The following is a 23053-nucleotide window of genomic DNA, read 5'->3' as shown; positions in this document are numbered from 1 at the left end:
TTACGGGCTGTCCGACGCCATCGCCGCGTTGAGCGCCGACGCCAACGCTTGATGGCTGTCTGCCCCGAGCACCGCGAGCGACGGCCGTGCCGCGAGCGCCCAATGCCGCGCCTGCGTCGCCTTGACGTCACGAATGCGTGCCGCGCTCTCCTGCACGCGCGCCGCAAATGCCTCGTTGCGCGCGGCCTCTTGCAACAACGCCTGGTGCACCGTAGCCTGATGCGCTTGATCGCGACACAAGAGCAGCGCGTCGCAGCCGGCCATGATCGCCCGGACCGCCGCCTCGCCGACGTCGAGCGAATCCGCGATGGCCTTCATGTCGAGATCATCTGAGACGATGATGCCTTGATAGCCGAGCTGCTCGCGGAGCAGCCCCTGCACAACCTCAGGCGCGAGCGTTGCGGGCACGCCGGGCGCCAGCGCCTCAAACACGACGTGCGCCGTCATAAGCATCGGCAGCCCGGCGGCGGCAGCCTGCCGAAACGGCGCTAACTCGACGTGCCGCAAACGATCCCAGGCGTGCGCAATCCGCGGTAGCGCGAGATGGCTGTCGGTGTGGGTGTCGCCGTGACCAGGAAAATGTTTGCCGCATGCGATAATGCCCGCGCCCGCCAAGCCGCTTGCAAACGCCAGCGCCCGCGCCGCCACCGTTGCCGCGGTGCGACCAAACGCGCGATTGCCGATGATCGGATTGGCGTCATTGGTATGGATGTCGAGCACCGGCGCGAAATCGACATCAACCTCTACCGCGGCCAACTCATCACCTAGCGCGCGGCCGACTTGCTCCGCCAAGTCACACGCCACGGCCTCGCCGCGCAGCTTCGCGACGCGCTCGAAGGCCAGCATGGGTGGCCATACCGTCGCCGGCGCGCGCACGCGCTGCACGACGCCACCCTCTTGGTCGATGGCTATCCAGAGTTGGCTTGCCCCCGCCGCAGCCTTGAGCTCTAGGCACAGGGCGCGCAAGGCCAAAGCGTCGACGGGCGTCGCCACCGTCGCGGGCAGCGCGTGGCCGGCCGCCAGGGGCAAGTTGCGACGAAATAGCACGACGCATCCAAGCGCATCCTTGGCGAGGCGGCGACGCAACGAGGCCGTGACCTCGGTGCCCTCAAAGCCTATCCACTGCAGTTCGCCAATATCTCGCCGCAGCTGGGGATCCATGGCGGTAAGTTACCATGCGCGCAGAGGCCGACGCGGCCGGCAGATCGCTTGGGCGAACCGCACGCGCGCGTTTGACCACCACAGATCTCCTAGTGAAATTGCGTCACGCACGCGTCAGGCAACCCAAGTCGCCCGGCAGGCGTCTGCCCACACTATAAGCGCGTCCAGGAATTGACGCCTCCAAAGACACATGTCTATATTCCCGGCTCATTGCCCCGTAATTTCAAAATGTTACGCGACTTTCAGGACCCACCACCGATGTTTACACCGACCAAGTTTGTCTCGCGCGTCGCGTTTGTCGCTGCCCTTGCAATTGCCCCATCCGTGATGGCGCAACCGCAAGGCTCGTTTCCCACCACGCCGTCGCCCACCGAGGGCGAGGACAAGCCCAAAGGTGTCGCGGAAGCCGCCCCGAAAGGCGCGAGCCTGCTGCCCACCACGCAAGTCCTGCCGCCACTTCGCGAGCGCGGCAAAAAGTTTCGCTTAGTTGAGATCGACGGCTACCTACGCCTGCGCATGGAGTGGCTGAAGAACTACCACATGGGCTTTAACGATCAGGGCGACGAAGGCGGCGCGCCGTTTCCGCGCCCCCTTTCCTGTCAACCGCTCAACGATGGCGACACGGTTGCGCGGCCTTGTAAGGGGAGCTTTAATTCGTCGAACATGCGGCTGCGGCTCGAGCCGACCTTTCACGTCTCAGAATCCGCCACGATCCACACCCAAATCGACCTCCTCGACAATCAAGTCCTCGGCGCCACGCCATTTCGCGATGGCCAAGTCGTGGGCGGGCTCGTGGATTCGACCGGCACCTCATCGGATTCGATTGTCGTTAAGCGCGCCTGGGCGTCGGTCTATACGCCGCTCGCTTTGCTCGAATTTGGCCGCATGCCCAATCATTGGGGCCTCGGCATGCTGCATAACAGCGGCGGCGCCGACCCGATTCACCAAACCTATAATTACAACGGCGACTTTGGCGACACGATCGATCGCATCGCGCTTTCGAACACAATTCCAGGTACCAATCTTCGCGGCATGGTGGCCATGGACTGGCCCTTTAGCGGCCTCTCCACCGACGACCTCACCACCGGCCAAGCTGCCACCGGCTACGGCCAGGGCTGGGACCTCGATGATTCCAACGACTCCAAGCAATGGACCATCGCGGTGTCGCGCCTCGATCCGGATCGCGAATTTCGCGAAGACGTCGCCAGCGGCCAATTGGCTTACAACTACGGCATCCATTTTTCCTTCCGCAAGCAGTCGTGGGATGACGTGATCGGCGGCACCGACGAACCCAACGGCTCGACCCTGGTACCCCGCAGCGCCTCGGCACTTATTCCCGACCTGTGGCTGCGACTGGGCAAGGGCAACATGTCGCTTGAGCTCGAGGGCGCGGCTACGCTCGGCTCGATCGACAACCTGTCGGACCAAGCGGTGTCAAACTCGGCCGACCTAGTTCAGCTCGGCGCGGTTGCGCGCTTTGGCGCGCACTGGATGAACGAGCGCCTCAAGTTTGGTTTTGAAACCGGCTACGCCAGCGGCGACAGCGCCGACAGCGACGTGCCCGGCAATGTGCACATCAGCACCAAGTCAAGAATCCCAAGTCAGGGCGACACAAAGTACTCGCTGTTCGCGTTTGACCGCGATTACCACGTCGACATGATCTACTTCCGGCAAATTGCCGGCGCGGTGCACAACGCGGTGTACCTCCGACCTTCACTCTCGTTTGATTTCGCCAAGGCATTTCGTATCAGCGCCACCAACATCACCAGCTTTGCCGCGCGCCCAGTCGCGACGCCCGGCAATGAGGCCCCCTTAGGCACCGAGTTCGACGTCGCGTTTAGCTTCGAGGGCGAGGCGCTTTCGCTCGGCATCGGCTACGGCCTCTTCATTCCATTTGCCGGCCTCGATCACCTCACCAGCGACATCAACAACGAGGGCTTTGGCTTTTCCTCCATTAACCTCGGCGACGCCTCCAACGCGCAAACCTTCCAGTTCAACGCCACGCTCAAGTTTTAATTCGCGCACGCGCGTCCACGTTCGGTCAGGCAGTTCGACGCACGTGGCTTCCTGCTGGAAAACGCGCTCACCTGCCGGTCCCTTATCCGTTGTCGTCAGTTACGGCAAAGGCCGCGCGAGCGCACGTTTCTTCCGCGAGCGTAGATTGCACGGCGGTGTGGTCGGCACCGAGGGAGGTGGATACCACCGCCGTCTCGCTGCACTCCGGAGGGTCGCTATCTGCGAGCAGGAAGACACGTGCGCTCACGCGGCGTTCCTGGTAATCACGCACTACGGTGCTTAAGCACCTGAAACTACATTCGTATTTTGGGTAGAGAGTGACCCCTACGGCTGGCGGAGGGCGTGGCCGCGGGTGCCGAGTTCGTTGCCGAGAAACCCGATGGCGTCGGCCCAACATTGTTGCGCGAGGCCCTGCCACAAAAAGCCGTGGAAGGCGTGGGCGCCTTTTTCGTAGTAGCGCGCATCGTAGGCGCCGCCGCGCGCGTGCAGCGCCGCGGCGAACTGGCGGACGTCGTCGAGCAGCGGGTCGCGCGTGCCGACGGGCAAGAAGAAGCGCGGCAGTGGGCGCTCAAAGGCGTGCTCGCTCTGCATCGCCAAGAGCGGATCGGCGAGCAAGATCGAATCGCCGTGGTCGATATCTTGCAAGTACAAGCGACACACCGACTCGATGCGCTTCTGCAACCATCTTGGCAGGTGCGGCTTGCGCTCGATAAAGCGCTGCGGGCGCGATGCCGACAGCATGGGGCAAAACGGCATGGCGGCGATCGGCACCACGCCGCGTTCAAATACCTTGGCCGCATACTCTTCGGGGCGGCGCCACACCGAGGCGAGCGCCAGCGCGGTTACCAGATTGCCGCCCGCGGATTCGCCGGTGACAATCGCCAAATTGGGATCGCCGCCATACGCCTCGGCATGCTCGAGCATGTAGAGCCAGGCATCGGCAACATCTGCCAGGGGCGCGGGAAACGGGTGCGCCGGCGCCAGGCGGTAGTTGATGTTAAACACCACGCAACCCGCCTTGGCAAATTGCAATGCCAGCGCGCGATGCGTGTTTTTGGACAGCATCATGAAGCCGCCGCCGTGGACAAACAGCACCACCGGCCGCAGCGCGCCGCCCGCCTCAGCTGGATAGAGAATATCGAGCGTGTGGCCGTGGTGATCGCCTTCCTTATAGCGAACGTGCGACTTGACGCGCACGCCGTATTTCGACGGCCACATCACCGGGAACAGGCCGCCAACCGCCGCGAAACTTCGAAACATGTACTCGATGACGTACGACGAGGCGTTGCGGCGCATAATCGGCGACATAATTTCAAGATGAACCGCGGGCGCGGCGCTGTCAAGCCGCCGCAGGTGGGCGGGCCTGCCCCTATTGCAGCGTAAGCGTTAGCGTGGTTTCGCCGCTGCCGCGGCGCACGCGCACCGACACCTCGTCGCCCACCTTGTGGCGCTCAAGCACGTCCATTAGCTCATTGCCATTGCGCGTCGGCGCGCCATCGACCTCAAGGATGACATCCCCGAGCAACACGCGGCCTTGGGCTTGCGTCGCGCCGCGCAGGCCCGCCTTTTCGGCGGCGCTGCCGGGCACCACCTCGAGCACCACGATGCCCGCGATGCGAAGCTGCTGCGCAATGCGATCGGCATAGATGATCCCGAGGCCCGGCTTGATGATTTTGCCAAACTTAATAAGCTGCGGAACGATTGAAAGCACCGTGTCGACCGGGACCGCAAAGCCAATGCCCGCGGACGCGCCCGACGGGCTAAAAATCGCCGTGTTGACGCCAATGAGGCGCCCGCTGCTGTCGAGCAAGGGGCCGCCGCTGTTGCCAGGATTGATCGGCGCGTCGGTTTGAATGACGTCGCGAATTGTTCGCTGCGTGATGGATTGGATGGTGCGTTCGAGCCCCGAGATCACGCCTGCCGTGAGGGTTTGGTCAAAGCCAAAGGGATTGCCGATTGCCAAAACTTTTTGCCCAACCTGCAAGTCGGTCGACGTGCCCAGCGCCAGCGGCGTAATTTTTTCGGGCGGCGCGCTGATGCGCAGCACCGCCAGATCTTTATCGGGAGCAACGCCAACTAGCTTGGCAGGATACGTGGTGCCATCGGCCAGCGTGACGTTGGCGCGATCGCCGGCCTGCACGACGTGGAAGTTTGTGACCACGTGGCCTGCGGCATCCCACACAAAGCCCGAGCCGCTGCCCTTGGGCACGTTCATTACGTTGCTCGAAAACAGATCGCGCTGGACATCGATCGCGGTGATGTTGACCACCGACGGCGAGGCGGCGCGAAATACCTCGATCGTGGTCTGCTCATCGGCGCCCAAATCGCTGCGAGGTGTTACGACGCGCGGCTCGGGCGCCACCACCACCGCCGGACGTTGGCGCAGCGTTAGCGCCACGTAAACGACAGCAGCGGCGGTGACCACCAGCATCAGGGCCAGCCATCGCGTCACCGAAATCTGCCGGCGCAGCTCGCGCTCTAGCTCAATGCTCATAAGGGCCAGTGTGCCAAAGCCGCGCCGCGGCGTCTATTGCGCTAGGAATGCGATGCTAGGAAATGCTCGGCTTGTAGCGCCGCCATGCAGCCTGAGCCGGCCGCGGTGATGGCCTGCCGCCATTGCTTGTCTTGCACGTCGCCGGCGGCAAAGACGCCCGCGACGTTGGTCTCGGTGGTGCCTGGCTTGGTGACAAAGTAACCTTGGTCGTCCGTGGCGATTTGACCGCCGAGAAAGGCGGTATTGGGAATATGGCCGATCGCAAAGAATAGGCCGGCGGCGGCGATTTCGCGCGTCTGGTTGGTTTTGAGGTCGAGCACGCGCACGCGCTGCACGACGTCGTCGCCGAGCACCGCGGTGACTTGGTGCGACAGCAAGAATTCGATTTTAGGATTGGCGCGCGCGCGATCCTGCATGATCTTCGAAGCGCGCAATTCGTCGCGGCGATGCACCAGATACACCTTGGAGCCAAATTTGGTGAGAAAGCCCGCCTCTTCCATCGCCGAGTCGCCGCCGCCAATGACGAACAACGGCTGGTTGCGATACATCGGCAAGGCGCCGTCGCACACGGCGCAGGCCGAGACGCCGCGCTGCCATAGCTCGCCGTCGCCAGCGCCGGGAATCACATCGCGCTTAGCCGTGGCGCCGGTCGCGATAATGAGGGTTTCCGCCTCGCCTTCCTGCTCGTCGGTCCAGAAGCGGAACGGCCGCTTCGACAGGTCGAGCTTGTTTACGGTTTCGGTGTGGATCACGGTGCCAAAGCGCAGCGATTGCGCGCGAAAGCGGTCGGTGAGTTCTTGGCCGCCGATGCCCTCGGGAAAGCCGGGAAAGTTTTCAACATCGGTGGTGGTGGTGAGCTGGCCGCCTGCCGCAATGCCGCCGGCCATAAACCCCTCGTACAGCACCGGCGCTAAATTTGCCCGCGCCGCGTAGATGGCCGCCGTGTGCGCCGCCGGGCCGCTGCCAATAATTACAACCTTGTGAGTCATGCCCGGTTCCTACCACACGCCCGGTTTGACGGCCCGCAGGTTGGGACGTTTTAGGCCCGCAATATCCGCCCGCGCCCGTTGTCGCCGCTGGCCGCGAGGCGAACAATGCCGCCATGCGACCAGACGACGCGGCGGCTGATTTTTTCGTGGACAAGCTGGCGTCGTCGCACGAGCGCCATGGCGTGGTGCTGGGCGAGCTGGGCGCGGTATTTCGCGCCCTCGCCGGCGGCGGCAGCGTTGACGATGCGGCGCGCCGGCAGCTCGAAGATGGCGCGCGCTATTTATCGCGCTCGCTGCCGCGCCACTACGCCGATGAGGAGGCTACGTTTTTCCCGCGCGTTTTGGCCTCGGCACCCGACGCCGCGCCGCAGGTGGAACAGTTAATCCGCGAGCATGCCGAGCACACGGCAGCACATGCGCGGGTCATTGCCGCGGCCTACGACGTGCTCGACGGCAACGATGCGTCGGCGGCCTACTACCAAGGCATGGTGGCGCACCTTGAGGCGCTGACCGCGGCCGCCGCCGAGCATATTCGCTTGGAAGACGCGTGGTTTGCCGCTTGGAGCTCGCGCCTCACCGACGCGCAGCGCACCGAAATGGAAACCGAATTTCGCAACCGCCGCGGCGGCGGCCGCGGTTAGGCAGTCAGCCGGCCGCCAACTTTGTCGCCGAGTTCGGCGGAAGTGGGCGCGGGCTTGCCGTGCTTGCGCAGCTGCAAAAAGACGTAGCCCGCGGCGATAAACGCCACGATCGACATCCATTGCGCAAAGGTCAGCGACAGGTAGCGCGGATCGCTCTTGTCAAAGCGCAGGTAGTCGAGGGCAAAGCGCACCGGCGCATAGAGCAGCCCGGTGAGCACCGCAAGCGAGCCGGCGGCGAGGCGTTTTTTGCTGCGAAAGCCGAGCCACAGCACGATGGCGCAGACAGGGATCAAATACAGCAGCTCGTAAAAACCAAGGTTGTGCAGGCGAACCGGACCGTTAAAGCCAAAGAGGCGCATCGCGGGATAGTCAAAGCCAAGCACAAACGACGTCTCGCTGCCGACGTGATCGCTGGCCAAGGTGCAAGCCAGGCGGCCAATGGTAAAACCCGGCAAGAGCCCGAGCATGATCGAGTCGGCAAACAAGCCCGTGTTGAGACGTCGAAACCACGTGTAACCAAAAAAGCCGAGCGCGCCGCCGATGAAGCCGCCGTAGGAGGAAATGCCCGCCCAAATCTTTACGATTAACATCGGGTCTTTCATAAAATCGTCCCATTGGTAGAACAGCACGTCAAACACATGTGCGCCGATGAACCCGGTGACGACGACGGTGAGCGAGAGGCCACGAAAATCATCGTCGTGGACGTTGTAGCGCCAGCTATGGCGGCGTGCGATTTCGGCGCCGATGATGACGCCGATGGCGACGACCAGCCCAAACACGTGCAACGGCACGGGCAAGGTGTCGGAGATCCAGCCTTCAACCTTATCGATGGGAAACGCTGGTATGGCGCTAGCAAGGCTGCTGATCATGGCCGACAACCTACCGCCAACGCGGCCGCATCTCAATGAAACCCTTGTGATTTTATGCTAGGCTGAGGCGGCACGATGCGACGACCGATGCCTGAAGTGATCTCTTGCGCGCTCGTCGCGTGGATCACCGCCACCGCGAGCCACGTGGCTTTGGCACAGGCCGACGGTACTTCGACCGTTCCGCGCGATCGCGCGCTTGCCAGCCCCACGCTCACCTACGGCAATCCCGCGGCCCCGATTATGATCGAGCTTGCCGATACGGTGCGCCGGGGCGCGGCGACGTATGCACATATTACGCTGCGCGCGCTCGTTGACCGCTTCCCCGGCCTGGTCGCCTTGCGTTGGACCATCGCGAGCCGCGGCTCGATCGACGACGACCGCGCCGCCAGCGCGCTGCTCGAGGCCGCCGCCCAAGGCGCCGCGTGGTGTTTGATCGAGGCGATCGGCACCGCGCCCACTTTCGGCGATCATAGCGGCGACCAGCTGGATGCCGGGGCGCTGCTCGCCGCCGCCCAAGCGTGCAGCCTCGAGCTGCCAGCGTTCAAGCATGCCATGACGGAGCGGACGTACAGCGCGGTGGCGGCGAGACCAACGGCGGAATCGCGCGGCGCCACGCAACGCCTCACCATCAACGGCGAGCCGGTGACGCGCAGCCTGGTCACCGACGTTGGCGAGCGCGTCGAACGCCTCGCACTCCGCCGCGGGCTTGCGCCGCCATCCGCCTCGCAGCGGTTACCGCTCATCGGGCGCAGCCGCGGCAGCTATGAGCGCCCGGCGCTCAACGCGACGAGCGTGCCGGCGGCATCGCCAGCTTCGGCCACGGGCGGCGAAGCGCCATTTGGTGGCTTCGTGCTCATCGCCCACGCGCAGCCGCGGTGGAGCGTCGATGTCTATTGCGTGCTCGACACCGTGTGCCAAGGCCTGCTTGGCGAACTCGAGCGGCTTGCGGCGGCGACGCCTCGGGCTGGCGCCATCCGCGCGCGATGGACGCCGCTCGCGGCCGCGACGCAGGTAAACACGGCAATCGACGCCTCCGCGCAACCAAGCGGCGCCGCGCCACCGGCGGACTCGCCACCCTCGACCGACGCAACGCTTGCGCTCACGTGCGCCGCGCAACGAGGCACGAGCCCGCCGTTGTTGTTGCAACTCGCCGCCTCGGGTGGCAGCAACGTCGCCGCCTGCGCCGACGCCTCAGCGGCGCAGCGCGCGCTGGCAACCACACTTGCGTACACGGCCCGCGCCCATCGCGCCGGCCTACGGCATGACCTCGCCGTCGTGATCAACGGCCGCGTGCTCGCCGGCGGCGTCACGCCGAGTGGGTTGCGTGGCCTGCTCGTCGACGACACGTCAAATGGACTGCTCGAGCGACTGCCTCCTTGGCTGCGTTGACGTCGGCGCGCCGCGTGTGTCACCCTGCGGGGCGATGGATATTACGTTTGCCGCCGCAACTGATATTGGCCGAGCCCGCAAACGTAACGAGGACAACTTCCTCATCGATGGCGAGATGCGCCTCTTCGTGGTGTGCGATGGCATGGGCGGCCACGCCGGCGGCGACGTCGCCTCGGCCCTGGCGGTGCATACCATCCGCGATTCCATTGCGACCCACCTCGAGTCCATTCGCGCCTATCGCGCCGGCAGCGAAACCGTCACCGCAGGGCACCTGCTCGACATCCTCGACGCCGCGATCCAGGACGCCTGTGCCGCGATTTTTGCGCAGGCCGAAAAAGAGCCGGCGCGGCGCGGCATGGGCACCACGGCGTCGATCTTGCTGCTCGCCGGGGACGCCGATAGCCCCCGCGGCTTCATCGCCCACGTCGGCGACAGCCGGGTCTACTTGCTGCGCCACGGCCAATCGCACCAGCTCACCGAAGACCATTCGCTGGTCAATGAGCTGCTGCGCTCGGGCCGCCTGCGCCGCGGCGAGCTCGAGACCTCGCCGTTTCGCCAATTCAAAAATGCCGTCACGCGCGCGGTTGGCGTCACCGAATCCGTCGCGGTCGACACCGTCGACTTTGACGTGTTGCCCGGCGATAGTTTTGTGCTTTGCTCCGATGGCCTCCACGGCTACCTCGAAGCCGGCGACTTAGCGACCAAGGTGTCATCGTTGCGCGTGGAGGAGGTTCCCGCGGCCTTGGTGCAGCACGCCAACGATGCTGGCGGCAGCGACAACATCACCGCCGTCGTCGTGCGCGTCACCCACGACCAGGTCACAGAAGAGATGCCGCTCATCGTCGAGCAATGGGCGACGCGCATCGACACGCTCAAGGGCATGCCGCTGTTTCGCTATCTCTCGTATCGCCAATTGGTACAGGTCGCCAACGTCTCGTCGTTGATGGAGGTCGGACCCGGCGACGTAATTTTTGAAGAACAAACTGCCGGCAGCTCCATGTTCATCGTGCTCGGCGGCCGCGTCGCGCTGCGCAAGAACGACGTCGTGCTCGCCGAGCTCGGGCCCGGCGACCATTTCGGCGAAATGTGCCTGATTGATCATGCGCCGCGCTCGACGGCCGCCGTGGCCAAAGAGCGCACCCAGCTCGCCGTGATTGCGCGCAGCGAATTTCACAACCTGCTTAAGACCGAGCCAGAACTCTCGGTGAAATTGCTGTGGAGCCTGATGCAGGTGCTCGCGCTGCGGCTGCGCAAGACCACCAACCACTTGCACGATGCGCTCGAGGACCGCCCCTTGGTCGAGACCGAAGACGAGCTGCGGTTTTCTGAGCCGTGACGCCGGACGTCACACGCCGCTGACAATGACAAGAAAATCTATTAACGGGAGCGGCGTTGGCCTAGCCGCGGGGCCCATCGCGACGCGGATCGATGAGGCCGTGCCGGCGCCATCCGGTGGTCAATAGCCAAGTCGTCGCGGGGGCCACAGGCGGGACTTGCATATTGGCCTTGTCCGCGAGCTGCAACGCCACCTCGCTGGCTGGTGAGAACCCTTTAAACCATGCCGCTGACGTGCAGCGCACGTCGACCAGCACCCGCAGGCCAGTCCTGTGGCGCCCGGCAGCGACGCGGTCCGGCTTATGCTTAATGCTGTTGAGCAGCACGTAAACTAGCGCGTTTCGGACTTCTTTAGGCACGGTCAGACGACGCGCATAGTAGCGCTCGCGCCAGACCTTTTCGTCGCGCCCCAGCACTCGCTTGATGGCAAGCGCGATTCGGATAGCCAGGCTTGCCATGCCGCGCGACATAGCGCGCTTGTCGGCCGCCTCGACCAACAAATGAACATGCGTGTCTTGGATCGAAAATTCGGCGATGCGAAACGCGCCGCGGCTTGCGTCGCCCTGTTGCATGGCGTGAACTTGGCGCATGGCCTGCGTGATGACCCGAACGAGACGCGGCTGCCGTAGGTTCGGAACATTTGGCAAGGCCTTCATCGAAATGTGCAACGGATGCGCGGCCTTATGCGGCGGCCGGCGCGCATGCGAGACCATCGCGGCTTCGCCGTTGGGCTTGCGACCGGCGCCCACGCGCTTACCTCCACGTCGCGAGCCGTCTTTCGCCTTGCGATGGGGCGTGCCAACGACCAGCGCGAGCTGTGCCCGCGACTTGCCGACTTTGCGGGATTTGAAACCGGCGGCGCACATTGATTCGGCATTAGTATGAAATTTGCGTCGACAATGCAACAGAAATCGAAAATTTGAATCTCCCCCCACTGCCGCCCGGCCCGGGGCCATGAAAAGCCCGGGGCCGGGGCGCGGCAGCACGTTAGTTAGCCAAACTCTCGATCAGGTCTCGTAGAAGGTTTCTGTTGAGATTGTTTTTCGATGGAGCGCCGGGGCGCTGGCTCTTTAAATGCCGCGCCCGGCGCCTCGCTGGGTTGAGCGGCCCGGCAACGGCATGTTAGCGATCGAGTCCCCAAAAACTCCCCAACGTGCCAGGCCGCACCCCGTGCCAGATCTAGCGCGCGCTACGCCTGCCGCGGCGGCGCCTGGACAAGTTCGATGAGCACGCCTTGGCCGCAGAGCGGGAAGGCTTCGTTGCCCTTGGGGTGGATGAAGCAGACGTCGTGGCCGGCGGCGCCGCGGCGGATGCCGCCCGGTGTGAAGCGCACGCCCTGCGCGGTGAGCCAGGCCACGGCGGCGGCGAGGTCGTCGACCCACAGGCCGATGTGATTGAGCGCCGGCTCGTGCACGCGCGGCGATTTGCTCGCGTCGATGGGCTGCATTAGATCTAACTCGACCGCGCCGTCGCCCTGCCCGAGCGCATAAATATCTTCGTCGACGTTTTCGCGGTCGCTGCGATAGGTGCCGGTCTGCGTCAGCCCAAGGAGGTCGCGCCACAGATGCACCAGTGGCGCCTTGCTCGCCCCGCCGATCGCAAGCTGCTGCACGCCTAGAATCGTAAAAGGCCGGCTCACGCGCGCACCGCCGCGAGGTTGCACAGGCCGGGCCGCGGCGCATTCACCAAGATCGCCATGTTTCCACTCGGATGCTTGTTGTCGCGCATCAGTTGGTGGCACGCGCCCGTTTCGGCAAAGGCAAAGGTGCGCGACAGGCATGGATCTAATTTGCCCGCCAGGACGAGGTCGTTACATCCCTTGGCCTGCACGTCGTTGGCAAAATGCGAGCCCTGGAAACGCTTCTGCCGCATCCAGTGATAACGCAAATCAAGCGTCGCGTTGTAGCCGGTGGTGCCGGCGCAAATCACCACCATGCCGCCGGTGTCGCACACGAACGAAGAGGTTGGAATCGTCGTCTCGCCCGGATGCTCAAACACGATCGCCGGATTGCGCTTTTCGCCGAGCGCCTCCCAAAAGGCCTTGCCAAACGCGCGCGCGCCTTGCAGCCAAATGCCGTATTCGACCTCGTCAGACCACCGCGGCAGCTTGCCCCAATGAGTAAACTTGCGGCGATCGATCACACCGACCGCACCTAGCTTTTTGCAATAGGCGATTTTTTCTTCGCCCGAGACGACGGCGACCGCGCGTCCGCCCGCGGCGGCGACGATCTGGATCGCCATCGAACCAAGGCCACCCGCGCCGCCCCAGATGAGCACCGGATCCCCAGGCATCACGGTATTGGGCGCCCAGCCGTGCAGCATGCGATAGGCGGTGGCGCCGACGAGCATGTAGGAAGCGGCCTGTTCCCAGGTTAAGTGCGGCGGTTTTGGCAGGCATTGGTGATCCTGCACCTTGGTATATTGCGCAAAACTGCCCCAATTGGACTCATAACCCCAAATGCGCTGCGTCGGCGCCAACATCGGATCTTTGCCGGCGAGGACGTGTGGATCGTCCGGGTCCCACATGCCGCAATGCACCACCACTTCGTCGCCGACCGCGACGTTACGCACGTCGGCGCCGACGGCCCACACCACGCCCGACGCATCGCTGCCGCCAATATGAAAAGCTTCAGGCTCGCCGCGCTTGTTGCGCGTCGCGATGACGTCAATGGGCATCCCCATCGCCGCCCACACGTTGTTGTAGTTGACGCCCGCGGCCATGACATAGACCAAGACCTCGCGCGGGCCCAGCGCGGGCGTGGGCACCACCTCTTCGGCAAACGCGGTGATGGGTTCGCCATAGCGCGCCGCGCGGAGGGTTTGCGCTCGCATGAGGGAGGGCACGACGCCTAGCGGCGGCACCTCGCCGAGGGCGGGGACTTGCTCTGACATCACGGTCAGTGCAACACGCGTCAGCGCCCAGGGCAAGCCGTATTCACGAGTTTGGGTGATCGCCTCGTGCCAGTGATAGCGCCAGTTGATACAGCACGCGCCTTGGTTGCCCCGTCGTGATGAGCAGCCGCGCCGCGACGTCTTTGGGGCCGAGCCCTTGCGCGAGGAGCGCGCGAATTTGCGCCTGCAGCTCGACGGGCGCGACGGAGGTCGCCGCGCCGTCGCCCCCCTGCACCACGATCACGCACTCGCCGCGCACGCCGGCGTCGCAATGCGCCGCGAGCGCGGACAGCGGCAGCCTCACGTGCTCCTCGTGCAACTTGCTGATCTCGCGCGACAAGCAGGCTGCTCGGTCGCCCCACGCCGCGGCCATATCAGCCACGGTTTGCGCCACGCGGTCGGGCGCCTCGTAAAAAATCATGGTCGCGGTTTGCGCCGCGAGCAGCGCCAGCTCCTGTTGCCGTGCGCCGTGATCGCGCGGCAAGAAGCCAACAAACAAGAAACGCTCGCTCGGCAGGCCCGACGCCACGACCGCCGCGATAGCCGCCGACGGCCCTGGAATAATCTCGACCCGCAGCCCCGCCTCAGCGACCGCGCGCACCACGCGCTGGCCAGGGTCGGAAATGCTTGGCGTGCCGGCGTCGCTGACCAGGCCCACCGCCAGCCCCGCCGCGACGTCGGCCACCACGCGTTGCGCGCTGGCCGCCTCGTTGCCGTCAAACAACGCCACCAACCGCGGCATCGAAGCCCCGGGTCGCAACGTCATCGCGTGCTGGATGAGCACGCGGGTGCGGCGCGTGTCCTCGGCATAGATGACCGCGGCTTCGCACAAGAGCCGTGCCGCGCGCAGCGACAGGTCTTCGAGGTTGCCTATCGGCGTCGCGATGACGTAGAGGCGGCCGCTCATGCTACCTAATCACGCGACAACGCATCGATGTCGACGGCGCCCCCAAGCTCTTGGCGCAGATAGACGCGCAGATTACCGAGGATGCGCTGTTCGAGCTGACGGGCTCGCTCGCGGCTGATGCCATAGGTGTCGCCAATGTCTTGCAAGGTGCGCGGCTCCTCCACCAACCAACGCTCGCGAAACAGCACCTGATCGCGCCCGTCTAGGCCCTTGGCAAAGATTTCGAGCTTCTCCGCGAGCAAGGCGCTGAACTCCTTGGCTTCGGCGGCGTCGGCCGGATCGAGATCGCCCGACGCCAGCATGTCGAGCCGCGTGCGGCCATCTTCGTCGTCCGAACCAACCGGCGCATCGAGCGAGGCCTCGGGCGCCGCCATGCGCTTTTCCATCTCGACGACGTCGCGTTCGCTGACATCTAGATTTTCGGCGATGAGCTTGGCCGTCGGCGCAAAGCCCAGCCGCTCGAGGCGTTCGCGCTCCTTGCGCAGATTAAAAAACAATTTGCGCTGCGCCTGCGTCGTGCCGATCTTGACCAGGCGCCAATTATTGAGCACGAACTTGAGGATGTAGGCGCGAATCCAAAACGCGGCATAGCTCGAGAGCTTGACGCCGCGATACGGATCGTACTTGCGCACGGCCTGCAGCAGGCCGATGTTGCCCTCTTGCACCAAGTCGACGATCGTCTTGTGGGCTCGGCGATATTCGTAGGCAATCTTAACCACCAGGCGCAAGTTGGCTTCGACCAAGCGTCGCGCCGCCGCCGCATCGCCATGCTCGAAATACTGCACCGCGAGCTCGTGCTCTTGCTGCGCCGAGAGCAGCGGGAAGCGCCGCGCCTGCTCCATATAGATTTGCAGGGGGTCGCGCTGGTAGAGATCCGTTGGTCGGCTGGCCACCGGCTCATGTACGTCGATGATCGACATTTCCTGGTCGGGGTCATCGTCGGCGTCTTCGTCGACCTCCGCCGCCAACACGAGCGCTGCGGAAGGTGCCGCCACCAACGCCACGGTCGCCGGCTCATCAACCTCGGGGTCAAACTCGCTGCCCTCGTCGGCGGCTTCGTCGGGGGTTTCGTCGGCGGTATCGCCGTCCTCGCGCGGCTGGCTCGCCGCCTGCTTTCGCGCGGCAGCGGACTTTCTGCCGGCGGGCGCGGATTTGGCACCGGTGCTGCGTGCGCGCGGCGCTTTGCCCTCCGTCTTTGCCATCGCCGCAGCGTATACTACATGTAACCCCTCGCGTCGACCGCAACATTCCCCGCGAAATTCGGAGCGCCACCGCGCCCGGGCGCTATACTTTCGCCATGAAGAAACTCTCCACGCATGCGGTAGCTATTGCGGTGGCGGCCGTCGGTGCCTTGGTCTTGTCGATTTGGCGGCCTTCGCCGGCGAGCCTCGTGGGTGGCCTGGGCCCGCAAGAGGTGCGCGCCGCGCCTGGCCAGCCGGTCCAGGTGGCGCAGCACCGGCTGACCGACATGGTGCTGGTGAACCGCACGCTCACCGATGTGCGCAAAAACTATGTCGATCCGTCGCGCATCGACTCGAAAAAAATGCTGTTTCGCGCGCTCGATTCGGTGCAGTTCCGCGTCGCGGAAATCCTAATTGAGCCCGCGCCCGAGCGAGACGAGGTCACGGTGATGGTGGGCGCCAAGCGCCAGACGTTTTCCACCAAAGATGTCGATTCCCCGTGGCGTCTCGCGGCCAGCCTTAAGCCTATCTTTAAGTTTATCGAAGACAACGTCAGCAAGACCGAGGATCTCGCCGAAGTAGAATACGCCGCCGTCAATGGCATGCTCTCGGCGCTCGACCCACACTCGGTGTTGTTTGACCCCGAGGAAGCCAAAGACTTCGAGGTAAACACCCGCGGCAAGTTCGGTGGCCTGGGCATCGTGATTCGCCTCGTCAACAGCAAGCTCACCGTGATTCGCCCGATGCGCGACACGCCCGCCGGGCGCGCCGGCATCAAGGCCGGCGACCACATTGTCAAAATCAATCAAGAGCCGACTGAAAACCTTACCAGCGATGAGTCGGTCGAGCGCATGCGCGGCACGCCCAAGACCAAGGTGACGCTGTGGATCGCCCGCAAGGGCATGACCGACCTGCTGCGCTTTGACCTCGAGCGCGCGGTGATTCGCGTCGAGTCGGTACAGTCTAAGCTCGTCTCCGGCAACGTCGGGCTCATTCGCATCGATCAATTTAGCGACAATACCGGCGCCGAGGTCGCCAATGCGATGACCACCTTGATGGCGCAAGGCGCGACGGCTTGGGTGCTCGACATGCGTCGTAATCCCGGCGGCGTGCTCGATGCCTCGATCGAGGTGGCGGACCTTTTTCTGCGCAGCGGCGTCATCGTTTCGACCATGACCAGCGGCACCAACGCGCGCCACACCTACGCCGAAAGCGACAATGAAGATGCGACCTCGAGCCTGGCCGTGCTCATCAATTCGTCGTCCGCCTCGGCCGCCGAAATCGTCGCAGGCGCGATCAAGAACAACAATCGCGGCATCATCATCGGCGGGCGCAGCTTTGGCAAAGGCAGCGTGCAAAAGCTCTACAGCTATCGCGATGGCTCGCAGCTCAAGCTCACCATCGAGCAATATCTCACGCCGGGCGAAAAATCGATCCAGAGCGTTGGCATCGTCCCCGACATCGAGCTGCTGCGCACCCTGGTGCCGAGCAAGAACGATGCGCCTGGCGACGTGGTGCGGCTCTTGCCGTCATCGCGCTCGTACCGCGAACGCGACCTCGACTCGCATCTCGACAGCAGCTTTGCCAAGGACACCGAGACGCCGCAGTATTCGCTGGCCTATCTCTTTGAGCGTCCGGCGACCCCAGCCGCGCTAAAGCCGGTCGAGGGCGAGGCCCCGATCGACGGCGAAGAAGAAGAGGAACTCATCACCGACGAGCTGCAGACCGATTTCGAAATCTTATTCGCGGCTGAAATCGTCAAGAAAACCAAATCGCCTAGCCGCGAGGTGCTGCTGCGCAGCGCCGCCGCCATCGTCGCGGCCAAGCAGGCCGATGAGGCCGCCAAGCGCGTCAAGGCGCTGGCAAAGTTGGGCATCGATTGGGCGGCTCCCCCAGCCGCCAGCGCACGCACCAAGACCAGTCTGCGCCTGGACGTCGCGGTTACCCCCGGCGCCGAGCTAGTGGCCGGCGACACCGCCTTGGTGACGGCCAAGCTCACGAATACGGGCACCGCGCCGGCGTATCGCGCCTTCGTCCGCACGCTCACCGACGACCCCATTTTTCGCGATTACGAATTGGCGTTCGGCAAGGTGATGCCTGGCGAGACTAAGACCTTTACGACGCGGGTCAAGATCCCAAGCTTTGCCTCGGATCGCCGCGACCACATTCAGTGGTCAGCCAGCGATGCGGCGGGCTCGGCCTTCGACGCGCCACCGCTGGCGCTGGGCATCAAGGCCGCGCCGCAACCGGCGTTCGGCTATGCGTACCAGATGGTCGACGGCGATGGCGCCGACGGCGACGGCTTGGTGCAGGCTGGCGAGCGCATCAAGCTGCGCGTTGCCGTTAAGAATGCCGGCGTCGGGGCCGCACCCAAAGCGGTGCTGGTGTTGCGAAATTCCTCAGGCGATGACGTAGTGCTCGAGACCTCGCGCTTGCAGATGGGCGCCGTTGCCGCCGGGACGACGCGAGAGCACGAGTTTACCCTGCGCATCGCGCAGCGGCCGGCGCGCGATTTTATCGGGCTCGAGATGACGGTTTATGACGAGACGCTTGGCACCTCGGCGAGTGAGAAGCTGCGGTTTGAAATCAAACCCGCCATCGCCAAGGCGAGCGAGGCACGTGGCGTCGAGCAGGTGAAGGCGAAGGCGACGGTTTACGCCGGCGCCGATGTCTCTGCCGGGACCATCGGCACCCTGGAGGCGGCCTCGCAAGTTGAGCGCGTCGCGCAGTACGGCGATTGGGTCAAGGTCGCGCGGGGGGCAGGCAAGCATGGGTTTGTGCGGCGCGGCGACCTAGCGGCCGGCTCGGGCGCTGCCGCCCCCAAATTCGAAACTCGCTGGCAAGTCATTCCACCGATCATCGAGTTGGCGCCCGCGGCGCTGGCCGTGAGCAGCGGCACCTTCACCGTCAAGGGCGTGGTCAAGGACGACAACCATGTCGAGGACGTCTATATCTATGTCACCAACGACGCCGCCAAGATCGAGACGCGCAAGGTGTTCTACGCCTCGTCGCGCGACCGCGGCAGCCGCACCGCGCTCGAATTTTCCGCGAACGTCACGCTGTGGCCAGGCTCGAATGAGATCGTGATCGTCGCGCGTGAAAACGAACAGGTGACCTCGATGCGGCAGTTCTATGTCTATCGCGACGGTGGCGCGCCCGTGGCAGCGACGCTTGTGCCACAGCCCTAGGCGACTTGCAACGTATTGAAATCGCTGTATTTTACAACCGGCGCGACAACATTGAAGCAATCGGCGATGGCCGCGTCTAAACTCGTACCATGCGCCTCGAGAAACACATGCCCCTTTCCACGACCGCGGCGCGCTGGCTGTTGGCGGCAACGGTGCTGCTCGGTGCAACGTCCGCCCTCGCCGACGCGGCGGTCTATGCCGCAACCGTAAGCACCATCAGCAACACGTGCGCCAACGCCGCCGCCACGCCCGCCAATGGTTCGTTGACAATTAACACCGTCGGCGAAGCCGTTACCATTTTGTTTGGCGCCGTGCCCGAGGCCAAGGGCAAGACCAGCACGTCGGGCAAGCTGCGAGCGTCCGCCACAGCCGGCGAGACGCACTTCAACTATAGCGGTCGCATTACCAATGGCGGCGGCACGTTGATCTTGGTCGCCGAAACGTTTAGCGGCAAAAAACCCATCTGCTCGCAGTCGTGGAACCTCACGCTCACGAAATCTTGATTCGGCGCGGCTGGCCGATGGAGTTTGGCACCGCGCGCATGCTAGCGTACTTGGCGGGGCCCAACGTTGGACACGACACTTCGCCAGAGGGTAGCTCGATTTCGCGTGCGTGCGGTGTTTGTGCTCGCCGTTGCGTTCGCTCTCTCCACCGGCTGCGCGGCTTTTAGCGGCAAGCTGACGCAAGTGCTGGTAAGTGGCAAGGCTGGCGTCACGCCGCCACCCAGCAGCGAGTTCTCGGATCCACCTCTGGCGGTAGAGGGCGACAAGATTTCCGTCACCAGCACCACCTTAATGTTCGACGCCTCGATCCGCCTTGGCCGCATCGCGGAGTTGACCTTTGGCTATGGGATGTTGTTTCCAAACGTGCGGGCGCGCTCGGCGGCCACGCCAGAGCGGGTCGTCGGTGGCGCCAATGAATTCGCGGATCGCGCGACGGTCGGAGCGTCGGTACCGTTGCTCGCGCTCGGCGGCGGGCGCCGTGGCGATGACACCGGCGGATCGCTGCAACTGCGCGCCTTCGGCGAGGCCGGCATCGCGCTGATTGCCAACGAGTTAACTGCCCCAGGGCCATCCTTTGCGATCAACGCCGGGGTGCAGCTGGTTAGCGACAAAGGCCTGTTTTTGCTTGCCGGGCTGGTATGGGAAAAAGGCGGCCTTGGCGACGAGGCCGGCGACTATAGCGCGACCGGTGTCGAGTTCGGGGTCGGCTATCGCTATGCATGGCCAGGCATGGGAGGTGGCCGATGAAGGCAAAACTGCGCACGTTCGCAATGCTCAGCGTGGTGGCGGCCACCGCGACGTCGAGCGTCGCCTGCTCCGGTGCGTACATGCTCGGCTATCGCGCTAGCTACGGCAACGACCTCATGCCGCCGACAGGTTCGCGTGGCACGACCACCTCGATTCGCTATCGCGATTACGGCGGTGTCCTGAGCAAGGCGCTGCTGCTGATTTTATCCGCGCCGCAGGCTCCCAGCGGCACCACCACGAGCGAAACTCTCAGCAAATCGACGACCTGCGGCGGCGGCTACTGCACGACCTATACCCAGACCGAGGTTACGTATACACCGCCCTCAGCCGCCGAAATGGCGGCATATGGTGAGCGCGTGAAGGATTGGTCTGAAAACGTCGCGCCGGCCATTTTGTCCGGCGCCTTCCGCGCCGAAGCCGTGGTTGATGTCGCGTCGACCAAGCTCGGCGGCGATACGTCGGGCTTTATGATGGCGCTCAATTTTCGCATCCCCACCGGCAAGGCCTTGGGCTTTGCGGGCTCGAACCTTTCGATCGGCCTGGCGGGCGGCAAGTACACCATGCACGGACGCAACTGGCAGTATGTCGCTGATGACGGCAGCGGCGTGCTTACCAACGCCAACGTTTCCGGGCCGCTCAGTGCGCCCTACTATGGCTTTCCAGTCAAATTCACCGGGCTCTTAACCAAGCGACTCGCTTTGTACGCGCAAACAGATATGAACTTGCAGCCCATGCTGGCTAAAACGATCGACGCTGCGCCCGGGCCGCAGACGTTTCGCCTCGGTTCGCAGTGGATGGGCCCGTTCTTTTATATCGGCGGCGAGGTCTCGATCGACCGCATGCGGGCGAGTAGTTTGACGGCAACCGCGGAGGTGGGCCTTGCGTTCTAACGGCCGCACCACGTTCTGGATCGCGGCCGCATGCGGCCTGCTGATCGCCGCCGCGTCCTCACGCGCTGCGAATGCCGAGCCGAGCGCGTCGCACGTAACGGTTTCAGCCGAGCTGGGCGGCGCGGCGATAACAAATCATCCGACGTATCTGATTGGCACCGGCACCAACCTCGGCCTGGGTGTCATGTTTCGCGACCGCTTGTCGCTGGAATGGATGCTCAGCAGTTATTCAACGCGCGCCAAGGATGGCCTGCACGCGTCCAACACTTCGGGGCGCCTTAGGTTCAACGCCATCGCCATTCGCCTCCGCCTGCCGCTGCTGCCCATTTCGGTTGGCGGTGGCATCGGCCAGGCCAACGTGCCGTTGCTCGCGCGCGACGAATGGGGCGTGGTCGAAAGTACCAGCGTGCGGCAAGTCGGCGCCTTCGCAACCGGCGCCGTGATCTTGCTGCGCAGCCGCGCGGTTTCGGTGTATGCCGAGGGCCGCTTCTTTGTGCCGATATTTAAGGAGCTCCCGCCGCCGCACTATCCGGCGCAAGGCGGCGACGCGATCTATCCATCCACCGACGACGACGCCTATCCCTTGCTGATGCTCGGCATCGGCGTCCGCGTCGCGATGTAGCGCGCACCGCTGAGCTAGCGCGTTGTGCGCATAACGGAGTCGCCGATGAGATTGGTCCAATAGACGTGGGCTCCGCGTAACGCAATGCCTGTGGGGGCTTGTAGATTGTCTGCCAAGGTTTCCACTGGTCCGCCCGAGTGCTTTCGACGCCGAATGGTTCCGTCGCCGATGAAGCCACCACTTGTCCAGTAGACGTAATTGGTATCGACCACCACATTTCTGGGCGCTCCCTGTTCAGTAGCAATTGTCTCTATGGGACCACTAGCTTTCGCACGTCGCATCACGGTGCTTCCTACGTGGGTAGACCAATAGACGTGCGTTGCATCGACCGCCAACCCATGCGGAAAATCTTGCTCGGTGGCAATCGTCTCCACGGCGCCCCCTATTTTTGCCCGGCGCATCACCGTGTTGGTATTAATTGTTGTCCAGTAGATATGGGAGTCGTCGACAGCGATGCCCCATGCCCCAATTTGCGAGCTAGCAACAACTTCGATGGGACCTCCCGACTTAGCCCGGCGGAAGACGCTGTCGGAGCCAGTGCAGGTCCAAAAGATACTCACGTCATCGAGAGTTATGCTGCCGCAGTCATCTTGGCCGCTCGCAACGGTTTCCAGCCCCCCTCCTCCTAGCGGACGCCGCATCACCACGTCTGTGCCAAAGCCGTGGTGGGTGGTCCAGTAAATGTGAGTGGCGTCGATCGCGATGCCGCTGGCTCCGACTTGGGCGCTGGCGATCGTTTCAATGCTATCGCCGGTCAGGGAGGCACGCATTACCGTATTCCCAAACAGGGTAGTCCAATACACGTGGGTGGAATTTGTAACGACAACGTTTGCGCCATCTTGCGCGGTGGCTACGACCTCGACAACCCCTGCGACCGTACCCGCGTCGGGCGCAGGAGCATCAATCGGCGTTGCATCAAAGGGCGGATTGGCGTCCGTCGGAGGTGAGGCGTCTAATGGATTTGCGTCCGCTAGTGCCCCGTCGGGTGATGTCCCGGCATCAGGGGACGGTGAGCTAGCCGTCCCAAACCCTTCGGTGCCGCATCCGGCAACAAAGACGAGAAATATAAATCTAATAACCTGCATTTGCGCCTCGCCCCCCCCCTTGCTAGACGTTACCCAATCAGATGTCTATGGCAAAGTGCTGGCCGCGGCGGGTGATGGAACCGCCAGCGGCGGCCATCCCCCAATCTGCAGCGTTACATCCCCCCGGGTCACAGGCTATTGGGG

Annotated in this window: 21 protein-coding genes; 9 read left to right on the top strand and 12 right to left on the bottom strand. The window is 64.0% G+C overall.

The genetic code is table 11. The annotated features are described in order from the left end of the window. Positions 1-1161, bottom strand: a complete 1161-nt coding sequence (gene nagZ, locus IPL79_00695; protein MBK9069518.1) for a beta-N-acetylhexosaminidase — start codon at positions 1159-1161, stop codon at positions 1-3. A 228-nt stretch (positions 1162-1389) separates the two neighbouring features. On the opposite strand from nagZ, the gene IPL79_00690 reads away from it, so the two are divergent. Then, positions 1390-3177, top strand: coding sequence for a TIGR04551 family protein (locus IPL79_00690; GenBank protein ID MBK9069517.1), 1788 nt, complete (start codon positions 1390-1392; stop codon positions 3175-3177). A gap of 82 nt (positions 3178-3259) precedes the next feature. On the opposite strand, the gene IPL79_00685 is transcribed toward IPL79_00690, so the two are convergent. From IPL79_00685 to trxB, 4 genes are all read right to left on the bottom strand, one after another. Further along, positions 3260-3424 carry a hypothetical protein gene (locus IPL79_00685; GenBank protein MBK9069516.1) on the bottom strand — a complete coding sequence of 55 codons (165 nt, stop codon included), beginning with the start codon at positions 3422-3424 and terminating at the stop codon, positions 3260-3262. A 77-nt stretch (positions 3425-3501) separates the two neighbouring features. Further along, positions 3502-4485, bottom strand: coding sequence for an alpha/beta hydrolase fold domain-containing protein (locus tag IPL79_00680; protein ID MBK9069515.1), 984 nt, complete (start codon positions 4483-4485; stop codon positions 3502-3504). Positions 4486-4546: 61 nt separating this feature from the next. Continuing rightward, positions 4547-5608, bottom strand: coding sequence for a trypsin-like peptidase domain-containing protein (locus tag IPL79_00675; GenBank protein ID MBK9069514.1), 1062 nt, complete (start codon positions 5606-5608; stop codon positions 4547-4549). 104 nt (positions 5609-5712) lie between these two features. Next, positions 5713-6660 (bottom strand): thioredoxin-disulfide reductase, encoded by a 948-nt coding sequence (trxB, locus tag IPL79_00670; protein ID MBK9069513.1) that lies wholly within the window; start codon positions 6658-6660, stop codon positions 5713-5715. A gap of 113 nt (positions 6661-6773) precedes the next feature. Here trxB and IPL79_00665 point away from each other — a divergent pair, with 113 nt between their 5' ends. Beyond that, entirely contained in the window at positions 6774-7301 is a 528-nt protein-coding gene (locus tag IPL79_00665) for a hemerythrin domain-containing protein (GenBank protein MBK9069512.1), read from the top strand. Here IPL79_00665 and IPL79_00660 read toward each other — a convergent pair. Then, positions 7298-8170 (bottom strand): prolipoprotein diacylglyceryl transferase, encoded by an 873-nt coding sequence (locus tag IPL79_00660; protein ID MBK9069511.1) that lies wholly within the window; start codon positions 8168-8170, stop codon positions 7298-7300. The genes IPL79_00665 and IPL79_00660 overlap by 4 nt on opposite strands. Before the next feature lie 87 nt (positions 8171-8257). Here IPL79_00660 and IPL79_00655 point away from each other — a divergent pair, with 87 nt between their 5' ends. After that, positions 8258-9559: a hypothetical protein gene (locus IPL79_00655; GenBank protein MBK9069510.1), complete on the top strand. Its 1302-nt coding sequence runs from the start codon at positions 8258-8260 to the stop codon at positions 9557-9559. Between the two features lie 34 nt (positions 9560-9593). Then, positions 9594-10895: a cyclic nucleotide-binding domain-containing protein gene (locus tag IPL79_00650; GenBank protein MBK9069509.1), complete on the top strand. Its 1302-nt coding sequence runs from the start codon at positions 9594-9596 to the stop codon at positions 10893-10895. Between the two features lie 61 nt (positions 10896-10956). Here the strand turns inward: IPL79_00650 and IPL79_00645 are convergent, their stop codons facing one another. From IPL79_00645 to IPL79_00625, 5 genes are all read right to left on the bottom strand, one after another. Then, positions 10957-11760, bottom strand: coding sequence for a transposase (locus IPL79_00645; protein MBK9069508.1), 804 nt, complete (start codon positions 11758-11760; stop codon positions 10957-10959). A gap of 323 nt (positions 11761-12083) precedes the next feature. Then, positions 12084-12557, bottom strand: a complete 474-nt coding sequence (locus IPL79_00640) for a VOC family protein (protein MBK9069507.1) — start codon at positions 12555-12557, stop codon at positions 12084-12086. Then, positions 12530-13786, bottom strand: coding sequence for a crotonyl-CoA carboxylase/reductase (ccrA, locus tag IPL79_00635; GenBank protein ID MBK9069506.1), 1257 nt, complete (start codon positions 13784-13786; stop codon positions 12530-12532). Before ccrA ends, IPL79_00640 begins: the two co-directional genes overlap by 28 nt. A gap of 43 nt (positions 13787-13829) precedes the next feature. After that, positions 13830-14693 (bottom strand): 16S rRNA (cytidine(1402)-2'-O)-methyltransferase, encoded by an 864-nt coding sequence (gene rsmI / locus IPL79_00630; protein MBK9069505.1) that lies wholly within the window; start codon positions 14691-14693, stop codon positions 13830-13832. Positions 14694-14698: 5 nt separating this feature from the next. Beyond that, positions 14699-15895 (bottom strand): RNA polymerase factor sigma-32, encoded by a 1197-nt coding sequence (locus IPL79_00625; GenBank protein ID MBK9069504.1) that lies wholly within the window; start codon positions 15893-15895, stop codon positions 14699-14701. A 95-nt stretch (positions 15896-15990) separates the two neighbouring features. Here IPL79_00625 and IPL79_00620 point away from each other — a divergent pair, with 95 nt between their 5' ends. From IPL79_00620 to IPL79_00600, 5 genes are all read left to right on the top strand, one after another. Further along, positions 15991-19062, top strand: a complete 3072-nt coding sequence (locus tag IPL79_00620) for a PDZ domain-containing protein (GenBank protein MBK9069503.1) — start codon at positions 15991-15993, stop codon at positions 19060-19062. Positions 19063-19151: 89 nt separating this feature from the next. Further along, the gene (locus tag IPL79_00615; GenBank protein ID MBK9069502.1) at positions 19152-19565 is read left to right on the top strand and encodes a hypothetical protein; all 414 of its coding nucleotides are present in this window, start codon (positions 19152-19154) and stop codon (positions 19563-19565) included. Positions 19566-19670: 105 nt separating this feature from the next. Next, positions 19671-20312, top strand: a complete 642-nt coding sequence (locus IPL79_00610; protein MBK9069501.1) for a hypothetical protein — start codon at positions 19671-19673, stop codon at positions 20310-20312. Beyond that, complete coding sequence (locus tag IPL79_00605; GenBank protein MBK9069500.1) at positions 20309-21202, top strand: hypothetical protein; 894 nt, start codon at positions 20309-20311, stop codon at positions 21200-21202. Before IPL79_00610 ends, IPL79_00605 begins: the two co-directional genes overlap by 4 nt. Then, positions 21192-21824 (top strand): hypothetical protein, encoded by a 633-nt coding sequence (locus IPL79_00600; GenBank protein ID MBK9069499.1) that lies wholly within the window; start codon positions 21192-21194, stop codon positions 21822-21824. Before IPL79_00605 ends, IPL79_00600 begins: the two co-directional genes overlap by 11 nt. 14 nt (positions 21825-21838) lie before the next feature. Here the strand turns inward: IPL79_00600 and IPL79_00595 are convergent, their stop codons facing one another. Then, positions 21839-22627: a hypothetical protein gene (locus IPL79_00595; GenBank protein MBK9069498.1), complete on the bottom strand. Its 789-nt coding sequence runs from the start codon at positions 22625-22627 to the stop codon at positions 21839-21841. Positions 22628-23053 lie beyond the last annotated feature (426 nt).

This window comes from Myxococcales bacterium, assembly GCA_016716835.1.
In the GTDB taxonomy this organism is placed as follows: Bacteria; Myxococcota_A; Polyangia; order Haliangiales; family Haliangiaceae; genus JADJUW01.
Note: the sequence above shows the minus strand (reverse complement) of the source record. Positions and strands in the feature narration are given on the sequence as shown.